Below are 26,746 nucleotides of genomic sequence, written 5' to 3' on the forward strand. Positions count from 1 at the left end.
ATTTCGGGAGGCACAGTGAATTCGGGCGACACAGGGATTTCGGGCGACACAGGGATTTCAGGAGATACCGGGATGCTGACACCTCGACCGGTCAACCATCATCGGATGTTCCTCACCTGCTACGAGGACACCTTCAACTACGGGTGGCATCACGTCGACCTGTTCGTGCACGACGAGTACGGCCGCGAGGTCAATTGGGTGCACTGGACGGTGGAGGCGGACGGTCCGGAAGCTGCCGACGAGTCGGTGCGCGGGGAGGAACCACTGCTGAGGCGCACCACGCCGTGGGAGCCCCAACTCAGTGCGGTGGGAGCGCGGTACTGGACCGCTGAGGCCGGGTGGGGAGACAGCACCGGGTCGGAAGACAACGTCGGGGTGGGAGGCGACGCCTGATGACCACCGCGCGCGCCACCGAAGATGCGCCGGAGACAACGGTGTACGTCGTCGACGACGACCCTGCGCTGTGCGATTCCGTCGACTGGATTCTCGAGAGCATCGGTATCAAGCCGGTGATCTGCCACAGTGCTGATGCCTTCCTCGACGTGTACGACGGTTCGACACCGGCCTGCATCGTGCTCGATGTGCGGATGCCCGGAATGAGCGGGACGCGGCTACAGGAGAAAATCAACGAATTCGCCCCGCACGTCGTGATCATCTTCGTCTCTGCACACGGCGACATCAGGATGTCCGTCGGGGCGCTGCAGAAGGGGGCGATGGACTTCCTCGAGAAGCCATACGACCCGCAGCGACTGCTCGACGCCGTGCAGTCCGGTGCGGAGAGAGCCAGAAGCCGTTTCGCCGAGCATGTCTCGCGTACGGTCGTGCAGGAGAAGCTCGAGTGCCTGACTCCGAGGGAGCGGCAGATCCTTGCCCTGGTCGTCGAAGGGCTACCCAGTCAGAACATTGCCCGCAGGCTGGGCATGAGCGTGAAGACGGTCGATGTCCATCGCGCCCGAATCAAGAGCAAGACCGATTCCGACAGCATCGGAACCTTCGTCCGGGACCTCCTCCGGTACGGAGTGGAAGTCCCGGACGCCGATCGGTAACAGTTCGATCAGTAGTAGTCCAGCACGAGCCGGGGGCTCTTCGTGCGCGACACGCATACCGCCATGACCTCACCCGATTCCTTCTCGGCCTTGGTGAGCACGTTGTCGCGGTGCTCGGGCGACCCTTCCAGTACCTGCATGATGCAGGTCCCGCAGATCCCTTCCTGGCAGGAGGTGTCGACGTCGCAGCCGTTCTCCTGGAGCACCTCGACGATGCTCTTGTCGGCGGGAATCTCGTAGGTCTCGCCTTCCAATTCAACTTCGAAGGCCGCGTTCTCGGACGCGTCGGGCTGTTCGGCGGCATGGAAGTTCTCCAGGTGGACGGCATCGGGCGGAACATGCCGGCCCGCGACCGCGACGACCTTGTCCATGAATCCGTCCGGTCCGCACGTGTAGACGTGCGTACCTGCCGGCAATGTCGTGAAGGCCGCGTCGAGTACCTGCTCCTGGCTGTCGCGGGAAACTCCGATGTGTGCGTGGAGCTTCTCGGGGCAGCGGTCGTTCAGCAACGGCAGGAACGCCGCTTCGGCTTCGGTGCGGGCGAAGTAGTGCAGCTCGAAGCTGAGGTCGTGGACATCCATGTAGCGGGCCATGCTCAGCATCGGGGTGATGCCGATGCCTGCGGCGACGAGTACGTGGTGTCGTGCGTCGGTTGCGATGCCGAGGAGGTTCCGGGGCTCGCTGATGCGGAGTCTGTCGCCGACCGCGAGTTCGTGCAGGGCGGCAGACCCGCCGCGGGAGTTCGCCTCACGTTTGACGGCGAAGGCGAACGAGTCCGCGGAGTCAGGGGTGCTGCAGAGCGAGTACTGGCGGGTGATGGCCGTCGGCCCTTCCACGTCGATGTGCGCACCCGGAAGATATGTACCCAGCGGCGACCCGTCGGGCTTCTCCAACCTGATCGACTTGATGGTCGGAGTTTCCTGGGTGATATCGGAGACGATGACGTCGATGAGTGCCATGTCCGTTCCTCCTTGTGTAGCAACAGTGGAAGGGGAGGACGTCAGCGGACGTACAGTCCGCCGTTGACGTCCCAGCAAGCGCCGGTGACGAAGAAGGCGTCGTCGGAGGTCAGCAACGCGACCGTGTCGGCGATGAACGACGGGCTTCCGAGGCGCCCCACAGGGATCCCCGCGATGATGCCTTCGAGCTTGTCTGCGGGCACCGTCCTGCGCACCACGGGCAGGTCGTGCGGGCCGGGGGAGACGGCGTTCACCGTCACGCCCCGGCTCGCCAGCTCACGTGCGAACACCTTGGTGGTGGTGAGGATGGCGCCCTTGGACGCGGCGTAGTGGCCGCCGGTGGCCGTGCCGCCGTTCTGGCCCGCGAGTGACGCCATGTTGACTATCCGTCCGAAACCCTTGTCGGCCATGGCAGCCCCGAACACCTGGCATCCGAAGAAGATGCTGTTGACATTTGTGTTCAGGACGCTGGTGAAATCGTCCTCGGCGAGCGTCATCAGGTCGGCGGCCTGGGTGACCGCGGCATTGTTGACGAGGATCGTGGGCGTGCCCCAGAACTCTTCGCACACCGCGAGTCCCTCCTCGAACCCGGCCTTGTGGCCGACGTCGAGTTCGACCCCGCGCGCGGTGGATCCGTCTGCGGACAATTCCGATGCGAGCGCGTCGACCGCGCCGCCGTCGAGGTCGGCAAGCAGGACACGCCGGCCGTCGGTGTGCAGTTTCCGGGCGATGACGGCGCCCATTCCGCCGGCGGCGCCCGTGACGACCGCGATGCCGTTGGTGGTCATACCAGCTCCTTACAGCAGGTAACCGGAGGCGCTGACCGCGTCCTCGCTGTCGACGAGACGGATCACCTTGAGGGAGATCTTGTCGTCACCCTCGTCGTCCAAGACGACGGTGTGCGTCAGGTTCGCGCCGAGTGTCAGGAACTCGTTCCGCTTGAACGCGTTGAGAATCTGGGCCGAGCGAACGGTGACGGAGGTGTCGGTGAGCTCGCGCACGGTGAAGCGGGAGATGACCCGGACCGTGCGTGCCGCCGCCACCGCAGACGGCGAATAGCCCTGCAGCATGCGCTCGACGCGAAGCCGCCGCATGCGCTTGTCGTCGTACACCAGGTTGAGCGACGACCCGAAATCGTCGGTATCCGGGTCGATCGGGACGACGTAGTGGGCATCGTCGGAGTACATCTGCTCCCACGACTTGTAGTCCTTGTCGTCGAGCGCTTCGGCTTCCTTCCAGATGAGCTCGATCGCGCGCAGGACGCGGGGGTCCGTCAGGGTGAGGTCAGTCATCGCTCATCAACTTCTTCCACATTGCGTAGGCCTCACGCATTCCCGTTTCGTCGGTGACATGTGAAGTGGGCCAGCCTTCTTCGGTGAGATATTCGCGTCCCTCGCCGCGGTTGACGAGGATCGGCATGTTGGGATTGCCGCCGGCGCCGATCTGCACCCGGGTCCAGCCTTCGGCATCGTCGGGGCTACCGAAACCGAACGGTCCCTGGAAATGTTCGTGGATTCGCAGCCGCTCCCGGTTGACGCTCTCGGGTCCGCCGTCCATGCCGATGGCCATGTGCCAGATCTCGGTTTCGTCGACGGAAATGGGGATGAGCACGCGGAAGAACGACGACGACATCGCCACGTTCGGGAACGTGTTGAGGTTGAATCCGCATCCGTGCATCGAGCGCATGTAGCGGCGGATCTGCTCGGGACTTTCACCGGCTTCTGCGAGTTCGTCGACGAGATGCTGGAATCGAGGCTGGATCTCTTCGGTGCCGTCGTCGATGTCGAGGTCCATGTGGGCGGCCGCCATGATGGCGACACTGTGCCCGTTGCCGAGCGAGTGTGTTTCAGCGCTCGGATCGTCCATGAACGACATCATGTTCGCGGTTTCCGCATCGACCGAGGCCATCCACGACTTGTGGACCATCGGGAAGTGGTAGCCGTCGGTGGTGTTCTCGAGCTGGATCTTCCAGTTCCCCTTGAATCGGAACTTGTGTACGCCGATGACCTTCGTCGGTGAACCGTTGCTCTGTTTGAAGAACCGCTCCATCCAGATCTTGGCGTCGCCCAGGAAATCCTCGAGCGGCTCGGCGTCCTGGTTGAACGTCGCCCAGATCATCCCCATGTAGCTCTCGGTGCGGAGGGTCTGGAGCGGGTAGTCCTTCTTGTCGATGACACCCTCGTACCCGTCCGGGTACGGGATGCCGCGCAGGCGACCGTCGAGTGCGTACGACCAGTTGTGGTAGGGACAGGTGAAACCGTTCGCCTTGCCGCTGCGCTGGTCGCACACGGTCGCGCCGCGATGCCGGCACCGGTTGAGCAGCGTGTTGAAATTGCCTTTGCGATCGCGGGTGACGATCACCGGCTGATCGCCCACCTGCGTGGTCTTGAACGATCCGGCCTCGGGGATCTCGCTCTCGTGCGCGACCCACACCCACGTGCGGTAGAAGATCTTCTCCATCTCCACGCGGAAGATTTCCGGATCGGTGTAGAGTCGGCCGGCGACACGATCGGTGCCGACGAGGTCGCCGTAATTCTCTTGGATCGAATGCTCGACCGTTGTCATGGTGCTCTTCTTTCGGAATTCGTGTCGTGCGGGCGTCCGCATCAGTGCAGGTGGGCCATTGCTTCGGTGGGCAGCGGTGTCGCGAACATCCGCTGCGTACGGAACCGGCTCATCCGGGCGGTGGGATGGGGAATTTGTTCGATCTCGAAGTCGATTTCGAGTCGGGCGCACAACAACTCGGCGGTTCCGTCCGTGTGGAGCGAAAGTTGCTGCATGATCCAGCGGCCCCGAACGCTGTCACTCTCGACCCGGATCTGCTCGCTGCCGAGGAGATGAGCATTGCGGACGAAGTGTTCTGCCGGTGGAAGATACCGAGAGACGAGCGCAACCACCTCGGCGCGGCCTCGGGCGATTCCGAACTTGCCGGCGTACTCAGGGCCTACCCCTTCCCAGGTCGCGTCCGCGGTGAACAGCAGTCCGATCTGGTCGGTGCTCTCCAATGGCCCGGGCACGTCGCACAGGTCCATGTAGCGGGTCAGGCAGTCGCGGACGGCGTCCTTCGCTTCAAGGACTGCCAGACGGCGTTCGAGGGCGGTCATCGGATCACAATTCCACGTCGTCCCGAATGGTCAGCTCACGACCCATCCGCGCTTCGATCTTGAAGTACTTCCACAGTGCGTATTCGCCGATCATGGTGGTGCGCAGCAGGTTGCAGGCGTCTTTCACCGTCTGCTGATCCCGAGCATCGGCGAGGACGTAGCAGGTCCACGGCCACCCATCGGACGGCCCGACCATGTGGGCGTCGTCATCGAACGTGCCGATGATGTCGATGCCGTCCATGTTCTTCAGGTTCGACAGCATGGTGGAAATGCCGACCCAGACCGGGCCGATCTCCGCCTTGGGCAGATCGAAGAAATTCTGGTTGTTGCCGATGCAGAACAGTGTGCGCAACGGTTCGGCCATGACGGCGTCCTTTCGGTTGAGGTGCGAGCCCGGTCAGGGGAAACTGGGGATACCGGCGTCGAGCCCGAGCAGAATCGAACCGGCGGCCTCGAAGGTGTTGGTCTGGAGCATCGCGTGCTGGGCAGGAACGAGCGCGTCCTGCAGATATCTCTGGAGCGGATGGCTCTCGTAGATCGCGCCGGTGCCCGCGAGATCGAATGCGGTGAGCACCACATCGCGGCCTACATGCGCGGCCTGGGTTGCACCCAATCGGAGCAATGCCTTGTGTTCGTCGGTGATGGCGGCGCCCGATACGGCGAGCTCCCAGACCTCGTCGGTGACCTCGTAGAAGAACGCCCGCGCCGAGCGTAGATCGGCCTCGGCCTTCGCGAGGCCCGTCTTGTATGCGGGCCGGTTCCCCTTGGCTGTGCCGCCGGTGATGCTGGAACGGGCCGAACCCACCTCACGCACGTAGTCGAGGGCGCCGCGTGCCGCCCCGAGTGTCACCACCGCAAGGACCTGTGCCGCGTACGGGAGCATCGGGTAGCGGGTGATCGGCTCGTCCACCTGCGGGACTCCGCCACGCACGAAGGTCATCTCTTCGGGCACGAAGAGCCTGTCTGCGCGGACGGCGTGGGAGCCGGTGGCCTTCATTCCGGCAACATCCCAGTTCTCCACGATCTCCACGTCGGCCGGATCCACGAGTGCGGTGAGAGGCATCCCGTTGGAATCCGGCCCACCGGCGAGGCCGATGCCGAGAATGTCGGCACCGCGGCATCCGCTGGCGAACTGCCAGAGTCCACTGCACAGGTAACCGCCCTCCACCTTCTCGGCCTCCTGCATCGGGAACAGGCCACCGGCGTAGGCGAGATCCGGCCCATCGGCGTAGATCTTCGCCTGCGTCGCGACCGGCAGAGCAGAGAAATAGACCAGAGACGACCCGAAGCTGGCGACCCAGCCCGTGGCAGGGTCCACCGCGGAGATTCGCTCGACGAGCTTCATGAACGACGACGGATCCATCGGTTCACCACCGAACTGCGCCGGTGTCGACGCCCGATACATCCCGGCCTGCTTGAGCAGGGCAATGTAATCGGGCGGGACGAAGTGTTGCTTGTTGAACTCGTCGCGTCGGTCGCGCAGGACTTCGAGCGCATCGTCGAATGCACGGTCCCGAGCCGCGCCCACAGGCTCGGCCGCGATCCGTTCGGTCGTGCTGGGGATCGTCATGTCGTCTCCGTTCGCTCGTGTTCGCGCTGATGAACACGCTATGGACGAGGCGGCTACGGCGGTATCGGGGTTTTCTCCCGAGGTCATAAAGTAATTACCGATGGCGGTGGTGACGGACTGCGTTCCATGATGGACCGTCCTGTTCTCGGAGGTGCTGATCGATGTTCCCGACCCGACGCGACTTCCAGGCGATGGCGGAACACACTCGGACGGGCATCCTGATTCACGAGGCCGCGTCGAAGAACATTCTGTGGGCGAATCCTGCAGCGTGCCGGATGTTCGGATTCACGCTCGAAGAGTTGCGTCCGCTCAAGGCGCACCACATGAGCAGCCAGGAACGGCAGTACCGTCGAGCGCTCGGTGTTGCGTGGCTGCAGTCCGCCGTCGTCCACGGGTCGAGCCGCCGGCAGTGGAAGTATCGGACCAAGGCCGGCGTCGATTTCCTCACCGATGCCACCGCGTCGCACATACAGTTCCAGGATGGCCCGGTGGTGATGGTCGAGTTCCGCAACATCTCCGAGGAGGTCGAGATCCAGCAGGAACTCAGCTGGGTGTCGCAGTCCTTGCAGCGGATCATGACACACACGTCGGCAGGAATCCTGGTGCTCGACGACGACAATTGCATAGAGGACATCTCTCCGCTCGCCGCGCGACTGTTCGATTCCACACCCGATCGGCTGACGGGTGTCCATCTCGAAGACCTGGGCCGGTGCGACCCAGCGCTGAACTCCGAACAGGTGGTGGCCAAACTCGCGTCCGGACACGGATCCGTCAAGATCACGCAGAAGATCACGAAGGCGGACGGGAGCATCACGTGGCTGGCCGGTGAGCTCGAGGACGTCGTGCACGACGGCATCGTCTCGCGCGTGCTGGCCTTCCGGGACGTCACCGAACGCGTCGAACTGGAACTGCGGCACGAGTACCAGGAGGCCAATCTCCAGTATCTGAGCCGCTACAACGCGATGGGCGACATGGCGATGATTCTGGCCCACGAGCTCGGACAGCCCCTCGCTGCGTCGTCGAACTATCTGAGCGGACTGAAGGCGCGTGTCGCGGGAGGAACCCTCGACCGCGAGCAGCTCTCGTACGGATTGGATATGGCAGAGAGACAATTGAGCCGCGCCGCGGAGATCGTGGCGTCCGTCAAACGGTATGTGCGACGTATCGAATCGACAATGTCTGCACTGGATCTCAACGAGGTGGTCGACGAGAGCCTGTATTTCGTGCGGCTGCGTGCGGCCGAGCGCGGTATCCGCGTCGATGTGCATTCCGCGCCGGAACCCCTGCCGGTCCAGGGCGAGAGTGTGCTGATCGGACAGGTGATCATCAACCTGTGCTTCAACGCGATCGACGAGATCGTGCTGCCGAACACTGAGGTCAAAGTACTGACGGTGAGCACGTCGCGCGACGGGGAGTGGGCCTGTGTCTCGGTCGCGGACCGAGGTCGGGGGATGGAGAGCGCACCCGAGAACCGCCTGGCGTCAGGAGTGTTCTCGGCGAAACAGGATGGGTCGGGGCTCGGGTTGATTCTGTCGGAACACATCGTCGAACGGCATGGCGGCGACATCCGGTTCCTTGCGAACGAACCGCGCGGCACCGAGGTGCGGTTGCGTCTGCCGATCACGAGGGCGAGTCGGTGACTCATGTTCGGCTGCGGCCTGCTCGGCCGGCCGGATTCCGGGCCGGTGCGTATCGGGAAGTCGACATGGCTGGGATGATCTGTCGCCATGGTTCAACGAGTCGATACCGGAACGGAGTGTGTCGTATGGGTGTTCCCGAGCAGATGACGGCGGTGCGGATCGGGGAGCACGGCGGTCCCGAGGTACTGGAGGTGGCCGGTGTCCCAGTGCCGGTGCCGGAAGCGGGGGAAGTGCTGGTCGAGGTTCGAGCGGTGGCGCTCAACAACACCGATCTGTGGACACGGGAAGGTTCCTACGGGGCGCCCGGCAACCCGGACGCACTGTCGGGCTGGCGGGGTCCCATCGACTTCCCGCGAATCCAGGGCGCCGACGTGGCCGGTGTGGTCGTTTCGGTCGGGCCAGGTGGAGACACGGGCCTGGTTGGTCGCAGGGTGGTGGTCGACCCGGCGATCTACGACGCAGAGGGCCCCGATGCGAACCCGGTCGGATTGATGGGTAGCGAGCGCGACGGCGGATATGCCGAGTACGTCACTGCGCCGACTTACCAGGTGCACGATGTCACCGGCTCGCCGCTCTCGGACGCTCAGCTCTGCGCCCTGCCCACGGCCTACGGCACCGCGCTGGGCATGATCGAGCGAGGTGGTGTCACCGACAGCGACACCGTCGTGGTGACCGGCGCGTCCGGAGGTGTGGGTCTGGCGCTCGTGCAACTCGCACATGCTCGCGGCGCGCGGGTGCTCGCGGTCAGTAGCGGATCCAAGCTCGAGTCCGTACAGCGAGCGGGGGCCCATGAGGTCATCGACCGCGCCGATGACGTTGCCGCGCAGGTCCGTGCTGCCTCGGGTGATGGCGTCGACGTGGTGCTCGATGTCGTGGCAGGAGACTTCTTGGGTGAGGGACTTCCACTGCTTCGTGAAGGCGGCAGATGGGTTGTCGCTGGTGCGCTCGGCGGACACACCGTCGCTTTCGACGTGCGTCGTCTCTATCTTCACAATGCCCGGATCATCGGTTCCAGCATGCACACTCCCACCCACTTCGCGATGTTGATGGACATCGCCCGACAGGGTCGAGTCCGTCCCGTCATCGCGAAGACATTTTCATTGGACGAGGCGGCCCAAGCCCAGGAAGAACTCGGCCGACGCAGGCACGTCGGCAAACTTGTGATGTATCCCCGGCCGGCGGGCTCCCTCGACCGCGTGTGAGTATGCCGATATGCCGGATCTGTTGCGCGAACTCCGGCGCCGTTGCGCGGCGGGGCCCGATGTTCTGAATCGGGCATTTTCGACGAGAGGTGAACAGATGTGCGCCGGGCGCAGTATTCGGGTGATTTTCGGGTATCAGGTCTGTAGCCGGGGCGTTTACGGCCGAAGACGCTCCGGTCAGGGTTGGCCGGTTCAGCAGCGCAGCCGGCCTCACCCGTCCTGCGATGTCCTTCCCTGAGTCTGGGCTGACCTGCCCGGATGTCGTTGTTGTACTCGGCACCTGCCTGCCGAGTGGACGTTGCGGCGCGAGGAACCGCTTTACGGCACCTAGCTAGATTGCTAGCATGCTTCCCTGTGGGTGACGTCAAGCAGTTCAACGTGTACTTGCCGGTCGATCTGATCAAGCAGGTCAAGCATCGCGCCATCGAGGATGAAATGTCCTTGTCCGCGTTGGTCACCGAGGCTCTGCGGGCCTACCTCGACACCCACGAGTAGTTCTCGTGTTCCTCCGGAAGGGAGAGAGAAATGGCAACCGATGGCATCGAGGCCGTGTTTCTGACGACCCACAACTGGGGCAAGTCGGCGAAGTTCTTCCAGGAGCTGGGTTTCACCCTGGAGTTCGAGACCGATCATGCATCCGGGCAGCTCCGCGCGAACGACGGTCCTTACAGGTTCATCGCCGAGGTTCCCGAGACCGAGCAGCCACAGACTCGGCTTGTTCTGAGAGTGCCTGATGCTCATGCATTTCGTCCGGATCCCGTCGTCGATGTGGTCACGCCGTTCGAGGACACCCACTTCGGAACTCGTGAGATGACCGTTCGTGATCCCGACGGACGTATCTGGAGCATCCAAGCTCCCGGCACCGGGCGACACAGTGAGGCGGATCATCATGGCCAATGAGCAGATCGAGACGCCGGAGAATACGGCCGAACGTGTCGCGCTGTGGCGTGCGATGCACGTAAGGGTGGATCCCCCGCCGCATGTACTCGAAGATGAGGTCGGCCTGCAGCTTCTTGCGCCTGACAACGACTGGTCGAGGCGCCCGGACATGGACCCGCAGACGACCGGCGGTTTCCGGGCCGCCATCGTTGCTCGCGCTCGATTCATCGAGGATCTCGTGATCGAGCAGGCGGAACTCGGCGTGACCCAGTACGTGATCCTGGGCGCAGGCCTGGACACGTTCGCCCAGCGCAGGCCGGATGTTGCCGCGAAGCTGCAGGTGTTCGAGATCGATCGGCCCCGCAGGCGTGGAAGCATCGGCGCCTGATCGAACTCGGGTACGGCGTTCCGGACTGGCTTCACCTCGTGCCGGTCGACTTCGAGGACGACGAAAGCTGGCGGGAGAAGCTGTCCGACGCAGGCTTCGACCCGAATCTTCCGGCGATCGTCGTCTCCACAGGTGTGTCGCACTATCTGACCAGGGACGCCACCGCGGCGACGCTTCGTCAGGTCGCCGGGCTCGCGGCCGGGTCGACGCTGGCAATGACCTTCCTGTTACCCGCCGAGTCGGTCGACGAGACCGACCGCGGCGGCCTCGACACGAGCAAAAAGGGGGCCGAGGCCTCCGGAACTCCGTTCGTCAGCTTCTACACCCCCTCCGAAATATTGGCTCTCGCGGGGGATTCGGGCCTCACTGATGTCCGTCACGTCGCAGGAACATCGCTTGCTGCACGCTACTTCGCCGACCGGGCCGACAGCCTGCGCCCGTCGAGCGGGGAAGACATTCTGGTGGCCACCCTGTGACGGCCGCTCTCATCGTGAGCGGGTGAACCCGTCGTCTCATCCGTCGAACCCGGCTCCGCGGAAGCGACGGACGAACCAATGGGGATTCGTTGAACCTCCAGGGAGCGAGTGTTACTGTCTCGCGTGTAGATACCGAGAGGTGATGTGTAAATAACACAACATCGCGGCTCGCTCGGCCGATGAACGGAGTGACCATGCCGCTTGCCCTCTGCGCTTCGTCGCACTCGCCGCTGATCGGCCTGCACGACCCTGCGGCGGACATTGCGGACGAGGTGCACGCCCAGCTCGCAGGGGCACGTGCCTTCGTGGAGGAATTCGATCCCGAACTCGTGCTGGTCTTCGCCCCCGACCACTACAACGGATTCCTGTACGAGCTGATGCCGTCGTTCTGCGTAGGTGCGGCAGCCACATCCGTGGGCGACTACGGGTTGCCGAAGGGTCCGCTACCCGTCGACCGCGACGCCGCCTATGCCCTTGCGCGGCATGCACTCGAGTCGGGCGTCGATGTGGCGCTGTCCGAGGCGATGCAGGTCGACCACGGCTTCGTTCAGCCGCTGCTGTTCCTGTTCGGTTCTGTGGAGAAGCTTCCACCCCTGGTGCCGGTGTTCATCAACTGTGTGGCCGAGCCGCTCGGCCCCGCAAGTCGAGCGCGTCTGCTGGGGGAGGCTGCAGGACGAGCGCTGGCGGAGTCGGGGAAGCGAGTGCTGATCGTCGGGTCGGGTGGCCTCTCGCACGACCCGCCGGTGCCCCGCATGGAAAGCGCTACTCCGGAAGTGGCCGAACGAATTACACACGGGCGCAATCCCACGGCCGAGCAGCGTCGGGTTCGGGAATCTCGCACGGTCGCCGCGGCGGGCGAGTTTGCGTCGGGATCAACCGACTTCCACGACCTCAACCCCGAGTTCGATGCCTTCGTGCTCGACGCGTTCGAGTCGGGCGACACCACTGCGTTCGACGAGAGATCGACCGACTGGTTCGTCGAGGAGGGCGGCCATTCCGCCCATGAGATCCGCACATGGATCGCCGCCTACGGCGCGTTGTCCACGCAGGGCGACTACGAGATGACACGCCGTTACTACCGACCGATAAAAGAGTGGTTTGCCGGATTCGCCGTCACCACTGCACTACCGAAGGCCACTGCACTACCGAAGGCCACTGCACTACCGAAGGCCACTGCACTACCGAAGGCCACTGCACAACCGAAGGAGTTGGCTGCGCAATGACGATCTGGGACGATCTCGGCACGGTGGCGCACACGATCGAGTACCGCGAGATCGACGGATGGCGGACCCGCGTGCTGCGCGCGGGTTCCGGGCCTGCGCTGGTGCTCATGCACGGCACGGGCGGGCATCTGGAAGCGTTCTCGCGGAACATTCCTGCGCTTTCCGAGCATTTCACCGTCATCGCCTACGACTTCCCTGGGCAGGGCTACACGACCCCGACCGAGCGCGATCTAGAGATCGACGCCTACGTCGGGCATCTCGCCGCGCTACTCGATGATCTGGATCTGGATCGCGTGCACCTGTCCGGCGAGTCGCTCGGGGGTTGGGTAGCAATCAAATTCGCTGTCGAGTACCCCGAACGACTGGACCGTGTCGTGCTCAACACGCCCGGCGGAACCATGGCTGCACCGGAGGTGATGGCGCGGATCAGGGACTTGAGCCAGGCCGCCGCCGACGACCCTTCGGAGGAACGCATCCGGGCGCGTCTCGAGTGGCTCATGGCCGACCCTTCGAGTGTCACAGACGAACTCGTCGGGTGCCGACGCGCGATCTATTCGCGACCCGGGTTCGCCGAGTCGATGCGGCACGTCCTCTGCCTGCAGGATCCCGAGGTACGGCGGCGCAACATGGTCACCGACGCCGACCTGGCCGCAGTGGCGGCACCCGCACTGGTGATCTGGACCAGCGACGACCCGTCCGGGCCCGCGGGGGCGGGCATGGACATGGCCGACAAGATGCCGAACGGGAAGTTCCTCTTCATCGACGGAGCTGGACACTGGCCGCAGTGGGAGCAGCAGGAGATCTGCGACAAGGCTGTGATCGGGTTTCTCTGCGGCGACGCATGACGGTGCTCAGCCCTCGAGAACTGCCGATGCGATCTCCTGTGCTGCCCGCACGACTTCCGGTGCAGCCGCGGCCAGCTGGTTTTCGCGATGGCTCATGAGCGTCAGGCACGCCGCGGGGTGTGAGTTCGCGATCGGGGCCGCGACCGCGTAGGCACCGGACTCGACCTCACCCGAGCTCGTGGCGTATCCGCGCCGCCGTGCCTCGACGACCGATTCGGGCTCGCCCGGAAGTGCCGGGCCCGCTGCCAGTAGCGCGTAAGCGGCGGCGCCGCGGTCCAGCGGCGTCCGCATTCCGGCGCGGAAAGCGATGTGCTGGAGCACCGTCACGGGCTCCACCACCTCGATCGAGACTGCTTCGTCGCCCTCGACGACGAATAGGTGCACGGTGCAACCGGCCTGGTCGGCGAGGCGCCGCATCACCGGGGTGGCGATCTCGCGCAGCGCCGGTAGGTAGGACGTCGAGAGGGCTGCGAGGAGCGCTCCGGGGCGGTAGCTGCCGTCGGATCCGTGCGTCACGAAGCCGAAGTCGCGCAATGTCTGCAGGATTCGGTACGCGATCGAGCGGTGGACGTCCAGTTCAGCGGCGAGACGCTGAACGGTCATGCCGTCGGGGGAGTCCACGACGGCGAGCAGCGCGGTGAGTCCGCGAGCCAGCGTCCGGCTGCCGACCTGGGGTGCAGGCTGCTGGCGCCCGTTCGACGTCGTCATTCAGCGCACGCCCGTGAGCGAAAAGTACAACATGAAGCTCATTATATGCACTTCGGCTGCGGTAGCGGTGTTGACACTATAGCTCCGCATTCGACATAGTACGTGTGGATATAGAAGCTCGGTGTTCTATAAATACAACACACTGATGCAAGGGAGTGCCCGTGACCGACGGTCGAGAACGATCCGCTTCGGAGCCTGCTGCCGTCGATGTACTCATCGTGGGGGCCGGGCCCGTGGGGCTCACCTTGGCGAACATCCTGGGGGCCCGAGGTCTGCAGGTTCTCATCGCGGAGGAGCGAGACGTCCTCATCGACTACCCGCGTGGCGTGGGACTGGACGATGAGTCCATGCGCGCCTTCCAAGGCATCGGTCTGGCAAGAAACGTTGAACAGCACCTCATTCCGAATCAGATTTTGAGATTCGTCAACGGCGATGGCGAGCTTCTCGCGGAGATGGCGCCGAGTCAGGCACAGTTCGGCTGGCCGCGCCGCAACGGGTTCGTCCAGCCACTCGTGGATGCCGAACTCCTCGAAGGCCTCGCGCGTTTCGACACCGTCGAGGTGTGCTGGTCCACCCCGATGCAGTCCCTGAGAGAAGACGGGGACGGTGTCGTCGTCGAACTCCGCGACCGGGGCGCACCTCGCGAGGTGTGCGCGCGATACGTGGTCGGATGCGACGGCGGCAAGAGCCGAACCCGCCACATCATCGGGACCGCGTTCGACGGTGTCACGTCGTCCACCCGTTGGCTGGTTGTCGACCTCGCGCACGATCCCCTCGGCTCGCCGAACAGCTACGTCGGCGCCGACCCCGAGCGGCCCTACGCGTCCATTTCCATCGCCCACGGCATCCGGCGCTTCGAGTTCATGCTCATGGACGACGAGCACGACAGCGAGGTCGACGACATCGGCTTCGTGCGCACACTCCTCGGCCTGCACATCCCGCGCCCGGAGGACGCAGAGATCATCGCCTACCGCATCTACACCCATCACTCGCGGATCGCGGGCGAGTTCGGCCGCGGTCGCATCTTCATCGCGGGCGACGCCGCCCACCTCATGCCCGTCTGGCAAGGGCAGGGGTACAACAGCGGCGTGCGCGACGCGGTCAACCTCGGCTGGAAGCTGGCCGCGGTGTGCTCCGGGCAGGCCGACCCCGACCTGCTGACCACCTACGATGCAGAGCGACGCGGACATGCCCGGGCCATGATCGATCTGTCGACCATGGTCGGGCGGGTGATCTCGGTGCGTGACAAGCGTCTTGCCTGGCTTCGCGACCGTGTGCTTCGCTCGGCGTCGGCGCTCCCCACTCTCGAGCGCTACATCCTCGAGATGCGGTTCAAGCCGATGCCGCGATACGAGACCGGTGCGGTGGTACCTCTCCCCGGCAAGGACTCGCCGGTCGGCCGGATGTTCATTCAGCCCGAGGTCGTCACCGAGAACGGTCGGTGCCGGCTCGACGAGGCGCTCGGAAGCTGGTTCGCGGTGCTCTGCTGGAACAACGACCCCACCGCAGTACTCGACAAGCCCAGCGTGGAGGCGTGGCGCAAGATCGGTGCGAGGCTCGTCGCTGTCGTTCCGGCCGCCCAGGTAGGGCGGACCTCGTACGGAGACGACGTGACCGTGGTCGGCGACCCGGGGCAGCTCAAGGCATGGTTCGACGTCCACCGCGAGTCCGTCCTGTTCCTGCGACCCGATCGCTTCGTTGCTGCTGCCGGCATCGCGCAGGATGCGAGTCTGTTGTCGACTCGGCTGCTGAGTGCCCTGCGCATGGAGAAGTACGTCGCCGACAGCCCCTCGGATACCACCGCAGGCTGACGAGCGCCGACACTTCGCTGGAGAGTCCGACTATTTGCTTGACGATGACACCTGTGCTGAGGAACAGTGTCCAATGACAAGACACATCGTCCAGCGAACTGGGTTGGCTGCTGATCCGACGGGCGTGAGGAATCTCGAATGTACAAAGGTCAGGACAGTCGGATCGAAGAGCTTCCGCTCGAGGGCTTCGTCGTCGTCGATCTGTCCGTCGGCGTTGCCGGCGGTTACGGGACGAGGCTCCTGGCCGACGGTGGTGCCACGGTCCTGAAAGTGGAAGCCACGGAAGGCGACCCGTTGCGTCGCTGGTCCGGCTCGGGCGCTGAGATCGGGGACGAGGAGAGCGGTCCGTTCTTCCAGTTCCTGGCGGGCGGCAAGGAAAGCCTTGTCCTCGATCCAGGATCCGCGGACGTCGCAATGCAGGTCGGTCGGCTGCTGGCGAGTGCCGATGCGCTGATCTGGTCGGCCGATTCCCCGTTCGCGAACATCGCCGAGCTGCATCCGAAGCGGTTGGAAGCCGACCACCCGCACCTCGTCATCGTGGCGATCAGCCCGTTCGGACTCGAAGGTCCGTGGAGCGGCAGGGCTGCAACCGAATTCACGCTTCAAGCGTGGTCCGGTGCGATCGTCGGTCTGGGCCGTGGCGCGCCCGATCGTGCGCCTGTCCAGGTGGGCGGCCGGGTGGGGCAATTCGTGACCGGCACTTACACCGCCATCGCGGCACTGACCGGACGTGTGAATTCGCGCCTCACGGGTCGCGGGTGCCTCATCGACCTGTCGATGCTCGAATCGATCGTGTTGAGTCTGACGTATTACCCCGTCACCTACCACGATGTGATGGAGCGGCCGTGGCGCACCGAACGCGCGCTGGTGCTCCCAGGCGTGCAGCAGGCTGCCGATGGTCTGGTCGGAATGGCCTGCGGGACGCTGCAGCAGCGCCAGGACCTCTACGTGATGATGGACCACGCGGAGTGGATCGAGGACGACGCCATCATGTCCCGTCCGGCAGAGGTGGCGCCCCTGATTGCCGAATGGGTAGCCGAACGCACCGTCGACGAGATCCGAGAACTGGGGATCGCCTTCCGAATCCCGCACGCTCCCGTCGCAGATCCCAGCAACGTCGCCACGCTCGACCATTTCGAAGCGCGCAATGTGTTCGTCGAGAATCCGTACGGGAAGTTCCTGCAGCCTCGTCGACCCTTCCAGGTGTCGTCGTTCACTTGGGCTGCGCCGCAACCGTCTCCAGCTCTCGGCGCACACCACGACCCGTTCGGCCCTGTGCGCACGCACAACGACGGCGGCAGTGGCACCTTGCCGTTCGCCGGGTTGCGGGTGCTCGACATGACGGCCTTCTGGGCCGGTCCCACCGCGACCCACCTGCTCGCCCTGCTCGGCGCCGACGTCATTCATCTCGAGTCCGTGGTGCGCCCGGACGGCGGTCGGCTCGTCGGTGGAGTGTCGGGCGACGTCGACATGTGGTGGGAGCGTTCACCCATTCACCTCGGTGGAAACGCAAACAAGAAGAGCGTCACGCTCGACTTCACCACCGACGAGGGGCGCGTACTGCTCGAGCGTCTCATCGAAACGTGCGACGTGCTCGTGGAGAACTTCACGCCGCGGGTGCTCGATCAGGCCGGACTGGACTACGAGCGAGTGAAGGAGATCAGACCCGACATCGTGATGGTGCGCATGCCGGGCTTCGGGCTCGACGGCCCCTGGCGCGACATCGCCGCCTTTGCCTACGCGATCGAGGATGCCGCGGGCCTGACCTGGATGACGGGCTATCCCGACCGGAACCCGCTCGAACCCTCCTGCATCGGCGACCCGAACGCCGGCATGCACGCGGTGTACGGCCTGTTGCTCGCGCTCGAGCACCGTGCGGCCACAGGCGAAGGTGCGCTTGTCGAAGCGTCCATGATCGATGCGGCACTGAGCATCACCGCCGAGCAGATCATCGAATACACCGCGACCGGATCGATCCTGACGCGACAGGGAAACCGAGGGCCGGACGCCGCTCCGCAAGGGCTGTACCGGACGAAGGACGTCGACGAGTTCGGCCGCCTCGACAGCTGGGTCGCGCTCGCCGTCGAGAACGACGCACAATGGTGTTCACTTGTGGATGCGTTGAGCGAGGTCCCCGAGTTCCGGGATTCGCGTTTCGCGTCCGCTGCCGGGCGTCTCGAATATCACGACGAGATCGACAAACTGATGCAGGCCTGGTGCGAGGGCCGGGAGTCCGAGCGCATCGTCGACCTGCTGTGGAGCGCCGGTGTCCCCGTAGCGAAGATGATGCAGCCGCATCGCCAGACCGAGATAGAGCAGCTCAACGCGCGAAAGTTCTTCGAGGACATGGAACATCCTGTCGCCGGCCGGTATCGGCAGAGCACGCTGCCGTTCACCATGACCGGACTCCCCGAGCGGCTGACACAGCACCCGGCACCGCTGCTCGGGCAACACAACGAGGACGAGCTGAAAGCGCTGGGAGTCACCGACGACGACCTGCGTGTATTGGAAGAAAACGGAGTGATCGGCCGGGCTCCCGCTCGGTAACCAAGTACTGAACTCGAGGAGCACACATGTCGAACAGCGAACCGCCGTCGGCCGAAGAGATCATTCTCTACGAGAAGGATCCGGCTTCGAAGATCGCGACCATCACGTTCAACCGGCCCGACCGCCTGAACGCCCCCACCGTCGAAGCGCGACTGCGCTACGCCGACCTGCTGCATCGAGCGAGCATCGACGACGACGTGAAGGTTCTGGTGGTGCGGGCCGAGGGCGACGATTTCGGAAGCGGGGTCGACCTGCCGGACTTCATGGCCGGGGTCGAGGGCGGCGACTCCGCGGAGCGGCTCAAGGAGTTCAGGATCGACGACCCCGACGTCGTCTATCCGCCGAAGGACTCGTACCGCAACATGGGCAACTACGGTCCGTGGTTCGCCGACGCCCAGTCCGGATGCCGGAGCCTGCAGGAGTTCAACAAGATCAGCATCGTCGAGGTCAAGGGTTACTGCTACGGGTGGCATTTCTACCAGGCCGCCGACGCCGATCTCGTAATCGCCTCCGACGACGCGTTGTTCGGGCACGCCGCGTTCCGATATGTCGGCTGGGGCCCGCGCATGTGGACGTGGGCGATGACGATGGGAATCCGGCGGTTCCAGGAGATGGTGTTCACCGGCCGACCGTTCACCGCCGACGAGATGTACGAGTGCGGCTTCCTCAACAAGGTCGTGGCCCGCGACGACCTCGAGGATGAGGTTCAGACCTACGCGAAGGCGTGCGCGCGCAACCGCCCGACCGACACCGTCGTCATCCAGAAGATGTTCTTCAGAATGATGAAGCAGCATCAGGGCGAGTACATGGGCAGTCTCCTCACCGGTATGGTCGAGTCCATGGGGCGGCTCGTCCGCCCGGACGAGCATGAGTTCCATCTCGACGCCGAGATGATGGAGGCGGGGCTGACCAATTCAGTGAAGGCGAACGACGAGAATTTTCCCCCCGAGTTCCGGCTCAGCAAGGCCGCACGGCTGCGCCCCTAGCCACTGTTGCGGTCCCAGTTAGGATCACCGACTCATGAGCACTACTCCACGACTGTCCATGCGGGAGCGTCAACGCAACCTGACCCGGCAGAGCATCCTCGATGCCTCCCTGGAGGCGTTCGCAGAGCGCGGATACTTCGCGACCACGGTCGACGACATCGTGCAGCGGGCCGGGATCGGGCGGGCAACCTTCTACCTGCACTTCGACGGCAAGGCCACCGTGCTGCGAAACCTCCGCGACGCGCGGATGGTCGAGTGGCAGACCCAGGACGGCTTCAACTGGGGGCACGGGCAGGAAGCATCGGTGCGGAAGTTCTTCGAGCGGATGGTCGACTTCTATCTGGAGGCGCCGATCCTGTACAAGACGCTGCACGAGGCGCGCGCGGCCGATCCGGAGTTCGCCGCAGAGCACATGCGGACCATGGAGGAACTGGTCGTCGAATGGTCACGTACCAAGACGTCGGCCACCAGGGAGCAATTGCGTCTCAGTGCCGCGATGCTCTACTCGATGCTCGACTACTTCATGCATCTCTGGCTGATCCAGGGGTGGGAGATCGAGCGTGAACGCGCGATCGACGCGATGTCGGACGCGCTGCTGGCCGCGATGCGCTGAGTTCAGCCGCCGGTCTCGAAGGCCCTGCGCAGGGCAGCGTAGACGTCGTCGAGGAAACGCTGGGTCTGTCGTGTACGAGGGCGGGCGACGAACCCGCCGTGGATCACCCCGGGGTAGACATGAAGTTCGACCGGAGTCCCGGCCCGGGACAGTTGCGCGGCATAGTGCAGGTTGGAATCGAGCAACGCGTCCACGTCGCCGATACCGATGAATGCGGGTGCGGTGCCGCGCAAGTCGTCGGGTGTCGCTCGTCCGGGTGCGGCTGTCGCCGGGGGGACCGTGCCGTGGAGTTCGCCGAGATAGGCCTGCCACGAGTGACGTTCTGCTTCGAGTCGCCACAGACCCCAATGTCCGGCACCGCCCTCGAGCGCCCGGAGGGAGCCGTGCTCACGGTCGTCGAGCATCGGATAGACCAAGAGCTGGAGCGCGGGCTGGGGCAGGCCCACCTCGGTGAGGCGGATGCACAACGCGGCGGCGAGCCCGGCGCCGGCGCTTGCGCCGCCGATGACCAGTCGAGACGGGTCGACACCGAGCGCGTCGGAGTGGGTGAGGATGTGGCGCCAGACCGTCTCTGCATCGTCGAGCGCTGCGGGGTAGGGATTCTCGGGAGCCAGGCGGTAGTCGACCGATACGATCGCGCAACCGAGTTCGGTGGCGATGAGATCGAGCCGATCGTCGTTCTCGTCGAGCCCTCCCATGATGAAGGCGCCGCCGTGGAAGTAGACGATGGCAGGGAGGGGGCCTGTGGCCCCCCTAGGCCGGTACCAGCGGACGGGTATGCCCGGTCGTTCCTCGGTGCCGAGGACGACGTCGTCGATCCGCTCGACTCGCTCGTTCGCCGGGGTCGGAGGGGGAGTGACCTTGGCATAGCTCGCGCGAATGGTGTCGATGCTCGTGGTGTCCCACCGGGTCAGGTGATCGAGCTGCGCGAGTGTCGCCGGTTCGACCCTGCGGTGGACAGCGACGGCGGGCTCGGTGGGGCCCGCGAACTCCGGGAGTGCCGCGATGCGAGCGTGCAGATCGTTCTCGGTGGAGTGGAACGTCTCGACGAGGATCGGGGGTTCCTTCCGAACCCGGACCCGTTCGGCGAGTTCGGCGGCACGGGGCTGCGTTTCCGGCGTATCGAGAACGGCGATGCGGCCCGGATCGACATCGAAGAGATCGGTGGCCACCGAGCGGGCCCACTGCAAGGCGCGATCACTGTCGTCGAGCGCACTGCCGGAACGGATGGGGACCTCGACGATCACCAGTCCGTCGGCGGCGAGCTCGCGACAGGTGTTCCAGTGGTCGCGGCTCAGGATCAGCACCAGGAATCGGCTGGTGGAAGCGTGTGGCGACGCAAGAGTGCGGACGATCAGCCCGGCCCCCACGTCGTGGGAGTCGCTGCCCGTCATCACTACCTCCGTCTCATATAGTGCACAAATATGTGCAGAAAATACACTCTGACGGTAGCTGATCGTGTTGGGCGCCACAAGGTTCCGCTCCGAACCCTTGACTAGGTGCGACCCGCTCGACCAGTATGTGTGTATATAGAACCAAACTGTTCGATAAATACACAAGCCTTCGGATCATGCATCACACCGAGAAGGAGCCGCACCCATGGCGGAAGCTTGGCGCAACTCAGCCCCTGAGATCGACACTCCGAATGCGGCACAGGTCTTCACGGCCTGGCTCGCGGAATTCGCGTCCGCGCTCGAGAAGGGCTCGGAGGTCGAACTGGAGGCATGCCTGCACCCCGACGCCACGTGGCGCGACTTCATGGCCTTCCCGTGGGACTTCCACCACGCCGTAGGCGGTGCGCACACCGCCGGTCGTCTGATCGAGCTCACCAAGGAATGGAGCGCGTCCGGCTTCGCTGTGAATGCCGAGCAGGAGCCCTTCGCCTCCGGCGACGACATCATGGGGTTCTTCGACTTCACGACCAACGACCGGATCGATCGCGGATTCGCGCGACTCGTGCGCGACGGTTCGCGCTTCGTTGCGTTCACGCTGCAGACCCAGGTCGAAGCGCTCGAAGCATTCCCGGAGGGAACCCGTCACCGTCGTCCCGAAGGAAAGGTCTACGGCGTCGTCCCGGGCCGCACGCGCTGGGCCGACGACCGGCGAGGCGAGACGTCGTTCGAGGACCGCGACCCCACCGTGCTCGTGCTCGGCGCCGGCCACAACGGCCTGGCTCTCGCAGCGAGGCTGGGTGCCCTCGACGTCGACACGCTCGTGATCGACCGGGAGGCACGCATCGGCGACACGTGGCGCAAACGCTACGCCTCGCTTGCATTGCACAGCACCGTCTACGGCGACCACTTGCCGTATCTCCCGCTTCCTGCCACGTGGCCGGCGCACACTCCGAAGGACAAGTTCGCGAACTGGCTCGAAACATACGCCACCACACTCGATCTCAATGTGTGGACGAGCACGACGTTCCTCAGCGGCCACTACGACGAGAAAACCGAGCGCTGGACGGTCCGCGTGCAGCTGGGCGACGGCTCGATCCGCGACCTGCACCCGCGGCACTTCATCGTCGCGGGCGGTATGTTCGGCTCGCCGCGTATTCCCGAGATCGAGGGACTCCAGGAATACCGCGGTGTCGCAGTGCACTCCGACGAATTCCAGGACGGCGACCGCTATGCCGGCAAGAAGACGCTCGTCATCGGCTCGGGGGTCAGCGGTCACGAACTGGCGCACGACCTCTGGGAACACGACGCCGACGTCACAATGGTGCAGCGCACCTCGACCTACGTCGTCACCTACCCGAGCTACCACAGGTACTGGTCGACGCTGTTCACCGAAGACATGACGCTGACGCCGGACTTCGCCGACCAGATGACCTATGCCCTGCCCAACGAGCGGGTCGACGCGTTCAACAAGGAACTCGTGCAACTCGCGAAGGCGGCCGACAAGGAACTGCTCGACGCACTCGAATCCCAGGGGTTCAAGCTCAACTGGGGCCCGGACGGTACAGGGATCATCGGTGCGCACATGTCCGGCAAGGACAGCTACCAGATCGACATCGGCGCATCCCAGTTGATCGCCGACGGCCGAGTCCGCCTGAAGCAGGGCGTCGAGGTCGCGGAGATCAAGGACGGCACAACGGTGGTATTCACCGACGGGTCGGAGATGCACGACGTCGAGTTGATCGTCTTCGCGACCGGCTATCACCAGTTCTGGGGCCATCTGAAGCCGGTCCTCGGCTCCGCCGCAGCGAAGATCGACAAAGCGTACGGTCGCGCCGCCGACGGCGAGTACGCGAACACCTGGCGCCGATCGGCGCAGCCCGGGCTCTGGTTCGGCACCGGATTCATCCGGATGGCGCGTTTCTACACCCGATTCACCGCCTTGCTGATCAAGGCGATCGAGGAGGGCATCGAGCCTATGGACCCGGAGGCCCGCAAGGCGTAGAGCCCGACCCGAACTTCGGTGTTCTCGACAGCGATATACGCCGTTGGGAACACCGAAGTTCATCGTCCGCGCAATGCGCCTCGCTGGATCTTGCCGGTCGCGGTCTTCGGGAGCGCATCGAGCACGTGGACCACGCGGGGACGCTTGTAGGCAGCGAGGCGCTCGCCCGCGAACTCGACCAGTTCGACCGGGTCGGTCGCCTTGCCTTCTCGCAGTGAGACATACGCGACCACCGCTTCACCGCGGTAGTCGTCGGGTGTCCCCACCACCGCGACTTCGAGAACCGACGGGTGCTCGTACAACACGTCTTCCACCTCACGCGGCCACACCTTGTAGCCCGACGTGTTGATCTGATCCTTGATGCGATCGACGAGATAGACCCAGCCTTCGTCGTCGATGATGGCGACGTCGCCGGTGTGCAGACGCCCACCGGGAAGTGTGCGCTCCGTGGCTTCCTCGTTCTGCCAATAGCCGGGAATCACCTGCGGCGCGGTGACGACGAGTTCGCCCTCCTCACCTGGTGGCTGTGGCCTGCCCTGGGCGTCGACCGTGATGACCTCGACGCAGCGTGTCGCCACGCCGACGGACAGCGTCCCGCTCGGCCCGTGCACGGGAGCCGCCACACCCGGCGGCACCGCGATACCCCCGCCCGTCGTCTCGGTCATCCCCCAGATGTTGTGGAGGTAGACGCCGAACCGGTCGCGGAAGGCGTCGATCGTCGCCGGTGGGATCGGGGCTCCGCCGGAGTAGACACGCTTCGCACTCGCGAAATGGTCGGCGCCCGCATCGGGCACGCCGAAGAACGCATTGAACGCGGTGATCGAGCCGACTGTCGTGGTGACCTCGTGCTCGTGGATCGTGTCGAGTGCGACCGACGCCTCGAACCGTCCGCTCATGCTCAGTGTCACGTCGTTCAGCAACGCGATCCCGGCGTTGAGCGAGAGTCCGGTGATGTGGAACATCGGAGCGATCGCGTAGGAGACATCGCCGGCTGCCAGCCGGATCCACTCGGCGTATCCCGAGACAGCGCAGAGGAAATTTCGGTGGGTGTTGAGCGCGCCTTTGGGCGGTCCGGTCGTGCCGGAGGTGTAGGTGATGAAGGCGATGTCGTCGCCGTCATGCATGATCCGAGCCGGACGCTGACCGCGTCGTGCAGCGAGGATCGTGGTGAGGTCGCCGTCAGGGGAGGGCGCGGGGTCCGGTTCGGTGAATACCCGAGGGTCATCCCGCGTTTGGAAATCCCGCGACGACGCAGAGAGCAGCCACCGGACCGGGGTTCCCGCCAGCGCGCTGCGCGTCGCCTCGTCGGTACCACGCGCGACGATGATCCCCGTCGTGCCGGAATCCTCGACCAGACGCCGCAATTCGTCCCCGCGGTACATCGGGTTGAGCGGCACGGCGATTGCCCCGGACTTCCACACGGCCAGCAGAGCAAGTGGGTAGTAGGGGATGTTCTGTAGGTAGATGCCGATCCGGTCGCCCGAGCGCACACCCCGAGCTTGCAGCTCGGTGGCCAGCGCGTCGGTCAGCTTATCGAGGGTGGCGGCGTCGATCGTGCCGTCGAAGTATCGGATCGCCGCGCGGCTCGGGCGGGCGGCGACCCGCTCGCGCCATGCCTCGACGATCGAGCCGGACATGCTCATCGGTCTGCGCCGACTGCGTGCCGTCCTGCGATCCAGGCGAATGTCATTCCGGGACCGAGCGTTCCGCCTGGGCCCCCGTACGACGCGCCGGTCGGCGACGAGACGTTGCCCGCCGCATACAAACCGCCGATCACCTCGCCGTCGAGATCGATGACGCGGGCATACTCGTCGACCTTCGGTCCGCCCTTGGTACCGATGACGCCGGCGGTCAATTCCATGGCGTAGAACGGACCGTCCGTGATCGGTCCGAGCGTGCCTTCGATACTCCCCTTCTTGTAGGGATCGCCCCACCACCGGTCGTGAGCGCTCTCTCCTCGGCCGAAGTGCGGGTCCTTACCTGCGGCGACGTTCGCGTTCCACTGGTCGACGGTTCGCTCGAGTTCGTCGCCGGGGATGCCGAGCGCCAGCGCGAGGTCGCGGAGGGTGGGTGCCTCCACCAGCCACGGGGGTGTGGTGCCTGTGTAGGGGCGACCGGTCGATCCGTAGGTGGTGAGGTAGGTGTGGTCGAAGATCAGCCACGCGGGCAGGTTGGCGTACCGGAACGCAGTGACGTCCTCCTGATGGAAGGCGCCCACGACCGAGTTGTAGCTGACGGCCTCGTTGGTGAAGCGTCGACCGGTGCGGTTCACCATGATGCTGCGTGGCCGCGTGCGGTCGCCGTTGATCATCTCGAGGTTCATCGAGTTGATGCCCTCGGGGAGTTCGGTGATGGGGATCCACCAGGCTTCGCGCATGTTCTGGAGTGCAGCTCCGGCACGCATCGCCATGCGCAGGCCATCACCGGTGTTCGTGGGAATCGAGGCGGGTTTCGTGACGTGGCCGCGCAGAAATGCGGTGCGGTATTCCTCGTTCCACTCGAATCCGCCGGTGGCCAGGATGACAGCGCGTGTGGCCTGGAAGGTTCGACGTCCGGCGGCGGTCTCGACGACCACACCGGTCGCGCGGCCGTCCTCGATGATCAGATCGTGTGCCGCTGCGGACACCTCGATCGTGACGCCCACGCGGAGACACGCGTTCAGGAGGTGGCCGACCAGGCCTCCGCCCATGCCGCGCAGGTCTTCGGCCTCGCGATGTGCTTTCTCCTCGTCGGTGGGAGCCTTGGGGACGGCGCAGCCGATCGCGGTCTCGTCCATTCGCAGGTAGGGAGAGTAGTAGGGGGTCACCTCGACCTTGTCCTGCCACTCCCCCAGGGTGGGGAAGGGAAACAGTTCCTGCCCGAGTGTTCGGCCGCCGTCGGGCTTACCGCCGGGATTCGACGGGTGGTAATCGGGTAGGCCGGGCACGGCGAAGAACTCGACCCCACCGTCGTCGGCAAGTGCGCGCACCATCTTCGGCCCGGCGTCCACGAAGGCACGCGCCAGGCGTTCGTCGAGGATGCCGCGACCGAGTGACATCAGGTAGGTCATCGCATCCTCGACGCTGTCGCTCGCGCCGATGTCCGCCATGTACGGGTTGTTCGGGATCCAGACGTGGCCTCCGGACCACGCGGTCGTCCCGCCGACCCGGTCGTTCTTCTCGAGGACCGCAACTCGCGCGCCTTCGTGTGCTGCAGCGAATGCGGCGGTGAGTCCTGCGGCGCCGCTGCCGAGGACGATGACATCGTATGTTTCGGATTCTGACACTCCGGCCTCCGGTTCGAGTGGGCTCTTGTGGGGTGGTGTGATCCCGCTTACCATAGCGAACGTGCATCAATAGAGACCAGGTGTTCAC

The 26,746-nt window shown here is 64.9% G+C and carries 24 protein-coding genes and 1 pseudogene; 14 read left to right on the forward strand and 11 right to left on the reverse strand.

Features of this window, described 5'->3' with window-relative positions:
- Positions 1 to 72 precede the first annotated feature (72 nt).
- Both Q7514_RS07100 and Q7514_RS07105 read left to right on the forward strand, forming a co-directional pair.
- Positions 73 to 393 (forward strand): hypothetical protein, encoded by a 321-nt coding sequence (locus Q7514_RS07100; RefSeq protein ID WP_330132539.1) that lies wholly within the window; start codon positions 73 to 75, stop codon positions 391 to 393.
- Positions 393 to 1,046 carry a response regulator transcription factor gene (locus Q7514_RS07105; RefSeq protein WP_330132540.1) on the forward strand — a complete coding sequence of 218 codons (654 nt, stop codon included), beginning with the start codon at positions 393 to 395 and terminating at the stop codon, positions 1,044 to 1,046. Before Q7514_RS07100 ends, Q7514_RS07105 begins: the two co-directional genes overlap by 1 nt.
- 8 nt (positions 1,047 to 1,054) lie before the next feature.
- Here the strand turns inward: Q7514_RS07105 and Q7514_RS07110 are convergent, their stop codons facing one another.
- Genes Q7514_RS07110 through Q7514_RS07140 form a run of 7 tightly spaced genes read right to left on the reverse strand, consistent with a single transcriptional unit; the run spans position 1,055 to position 6,679 of the window.
- Positions 1,055 to 2,005 (reverse strand): PDR/VanB family oxidoreductase, encoded by a 951-nt coding sequence (locus Q7514_RS07110; RefSeq protein WP_330132541.1) that lies wholly within the window; start codon positions 2,003 to 2,005, stop codon positions 1,055 to 1,057.
- A 41-nt stretch (positions 2,006 to 2,046) separates the two neighbouring features.
- Positions 2,047 to 2,793: an SDR family NAD(P)-dependent oxidoreductase gene (locus Q7514_RS07115; protein ID WP_330132542.1), complete on the reverse strand. Its 747-nt coding sequence runs from the start codon at positions 2,791 to 2,793 to the stop codon at positions 2,047 to 2,049.
- Positions 2,794 to 2,802: 9 nt separating this feature from the next.
- Positions 2,803 to 3,297 carry an aromatic-ring-hydroxylating dioxygenase subunit beta gene (locus tag Q7514_RS07120; RefSeq protein WP_330132543.1) on the reverse strand — a complete coding sequence of 165 codons (495 nt, stop codon included), beginning with the start codon at positions 3,295 to 3,297 and terminating at the stop codon, positions 2,803 to 2,805.
- A complete protein-coding gene (locus Q7514_RS07125) occupies positions 3,290 to 4,570 on the reverse strand; it encodes an aromatic ring-hydroxylating oxygenase subunit alpha (protein ID WP_330132544.1) in 1,281 nt (426 codons plus the stop codon). Before Q7514_RS07125 ends, Q7514_RS07120 begins: the two co-directional genes overlap by 8 nt.
- 41 nt (positions 4,571 to 4,611) lie before the next feature.
- On the reverse strand, positions 4,612 to 5,109 hold the full coding sequence (locus Q7514_RS07130) for a nuclear transport factor 2 family protein (protein ID WP_330132545.1): 498 nt from the start codon (positions 5,107 to 5,109) through the stop codon (positions 4,612 to 4,614).
- A 4-nt stretch (positions 5,110 to 5,113) separates the two neighbouring features.
- Entirely contained in the window at positions 5,114 to 5,473 is a 360-nt protein-coding gene (locus tag Q7514_RS07135; protein ID WP_330132546.1) for a hypothetical protein, read from the reverse strand.
- Between the two features lie 33 nt (positions 5,474 to 5,506).
- Positions 5,507 to 6,679, reverse strand: a complete 1,173-nt coding sequence (locus tag Q7514_RS07140) for an acyl-CoA dehydrogenase family protein (protein ID WP_330132547.1) — start codon at positions 6,677 to 6,679, stop codon at positions 5,507 to 5,509.
- Between the two features lie 161 nt (positions 6,680 to 6,840).
- Between Q7514_RS07140 and Q7514_RS07145 the strand changes: the two genes are divergently transcribed.
- From Q7514_RS07145 to Q7514_RS07175, 7 genes and pseudogenes are all read left to right on the forward strand, one after another.
- Entirely contained in the window at positions 6,841 to 8,319 is a 1,479-nt protein-coding gene (locus Q7514_RS07145; protein WP_330132548.1) for a PAS domain S-box protein, read from the forward strand.
- Between the two features lie 125 nt (positions 8,320 to 8,444).
- Positions 8,445 to 9,521 carry a zinc-binding dehydrogenase gene (locus Q7514_RS07150; protein WP_330132549.1) on the forward strand — a complete coding sequence of 359 codons (1,077 nt, stop codon included), beginning with the start codon at positions 8,445 to 8,447 and terminating at the stop codon, positions 9,519 to 9,521.
- A 354-nt stretch (positions 9,522 to 9,875) separates the two neighbouring features.
- Positions 9,876 to 10,016 (forward strand): ribbon-helix-helix domain-containing protein, encoded by a 141-nt coding sequence (locus tag Q7514_RS07155; RefSeq protein WP_169687181.1) that lies wholly within the window; start codon positions 9,876 to 9,878, stop codon positions 10,014 to 10,016.
- Between the two features lie 30 nt (positions 10,017 to 10,046).
- The gene (locus Q7514_RS07160) at positions 10,047 to 10,421 is read left to right on the forward strand and encodes a VOC family protein (RefSeq protein WP_330132550.1); all 375 of its coding nucleotides are present in this window, start codon (positions 10,047 to 10,049) and stop codon (positions 10,419 to 10,421) included.
- 52 nt (positions 10,422 to 10,473) lie between these two features.
- Positions 10,474 to 11,264 (forward strand): annotated as a pseudogene (locus Q7514_RS07165) (class I SAM-dependent methyltransferase).
- Between the two features lie 194 nt (positions 11,265 to 11,458).
- Positions 11,459 to 12,487 carry a 3-carboxyethylcatechol 2,3-dioxygenase gene (locus Q7514_RS07170; protein ID WP_330132551.1) on the forward strand — a complete coding sequence of 343 codons (1,029 nt, stop codon included), beginning with the start codon at positions 11,459 to 11,461 and terminating at the stop codon, positions 12,485 to 12,487.
- Entirely contained in the window at positions 12,484 to 13,332 is an 849-nt protein-coding gene (locus tag Q7514_RS07175) for an alpha/beta fold hydrolase (RefSeq protein WP_330132552.1), read from the forward strand. The genes Q7514_RS07170 and Q7514_RS07175 overlap by 4 nt, the downstream gene beginning before the upstream one ends.
- 6 nt (positions 13,333 to 13,338) lie before the next feature.
- On the opposite strand, the gene Q7514_RS07180 is transcribed toward Q7514_RS07175, so the two are convergent.
- Complete coding sequence (locus tag Q7514_RS07180) at positions 13,339 to 14,040, reverse strand: IclR family transcriptional regulator (protein WP_330132553.1); 702 nt, start codon at positions 14,038 to 14,040, stop codon at positions 13,339 to 13,341.
- Positions 14,041 to 14,201: 161 nt separating this feature from the next.
- Here Q7514_RS07180 and mhpA point away from each other — a divergent pair, with 161 nt between their 5' ends.
- The 4 genes from mhpA to Q7514_RS07200 all read left to right on the forward strand — a co-directional run bounded on the left by mhpA (position 14,202) and on the right by Q7514_RS07200 (position 19,997).
- Entirely contained in the window at positions 14,202 to 15,851 is a 1,650-nt protein-coding gene (gene mhpA, locus Q7514_RS07185) for a bifunctional 3-(3-hydroxy-phenyl)propionate/3-hydroxycinnamic acid hydroxylase MhpA (RefSeq protein WP_330132554.1), read from the forward strand.
- Between the two features lie 138 nt (positions 15,852 to 15,989).
- Entirely contained in the window at positions 15,990 to 18,398 is a 2,409-nt protein-coding gene (locus tag Q7514_RS07190) for a CaiB/BaiF CoA-transferase family protein (protein ID WP_330132555.1), read from the forward strand.
- Positions 18,399 to 18,424: 26 nt separating this feature from the next.
- Positions 18,425 to 19,384, forward strand: coding sequence for an enoyl-CoA hydratase/isomerase family protein (locus tag Q7514_RS07195; RefSeq protein ID WP_330132556.1), 960 nt, complete (start codon positions 18,425 to 18,427; stop codon positions 19,382 to 19,384).
- Between the two features lie 34 nt (positions 19,385 to 19,418).
- Positions 19,419 to 19,997, forward strand: coding sequence for a TetR/AcrR family transcriptional regulator (locus Q7514_RS07200; RefSeq protein WP_330132557.1), 579 nt, complete (start codon positions 19,419 to 19,421; stop codon positions 19,995 to 19,997).
- A gap of 2 nt (positions 19,998 to 19,999) precedes the next feature.
- Here the strand turns inward: Q7514_RS07200 and Q7514_RS07205 are convergent, their stop codons facing one another.
- On the reverse strand, positions 20,000 to 21,391 hold the full coding sequence (locus Q7514_RS07205) for an alpha/beta hydrolase (protein ID WP_330132558.1): 1,392 nt from the start codon (positions 21,389 to 21,391) through the stop codon (positions 20,000 to 20,002).
- A gap of 205 nt (positions 21,392 to 21,596) precedes the next feature.
- Between Q7514_RS07205 and Q7514_RS07210 the strand changes: the two genes are divergently transcribed.
- Positions 21,597 to 23,393: an NAD(P)/FAD-dependent oxidoreductase gene (locus Q7514_RS07210; RefSeq protein ID WP_330132559.1), complete on the forward strand. Its 1,797-nt coding sequence runs from the start codon at positions 21,597 to 21,599 to the stop codon at positions 23,391 to 23,393.
- Positions 23,394 to 23,452: 59 nt separating this feature from the next.
- On the opposite strand, the gene Q7514_RS07215 is transcribed toward Q7514_RS07210, so the two are convergent.
- On the reverse strand, positions 23,453 to 25,036 hold the full coding sequence (locus Q7514_RS07215; RefSeq protein ID WP_330132560.1) for a class I adenylate-forming enzyme family protein: 1,584 nt from the start codon (positions 25,034 to 25,036) through the stop codon (positions 23,453 to 23,455).
- Positions 25,033 to 26,658, reverse strand: coding sequence for an FAD-dependent oxidoreductase (locus Q7514_RS07220; RefSeq protein ID WP_330132561.1), 1,626 nt, complete (start codon positions 26,656 to 26,658; stop codon positions 25,033 to 25,035). Before Q7514_RS07220 ends, Q7514_RS07215 begins: the two co-directional genes overlap by 4 nt.
- Between the last annotated feature and the right edge of the window lie 88 nt (positions 26,659 to 26,746).

The organism is Rhodococcus artemisiae (assembly GCF_036327795.1).
Classification (GTDB): domain Bacteria; phylum Actinomycetota; class Actinomycetes; order Mycobacteriales; family Mycobacteriaceae; genus Rhodococcus; species Rhodococcus artemisiae.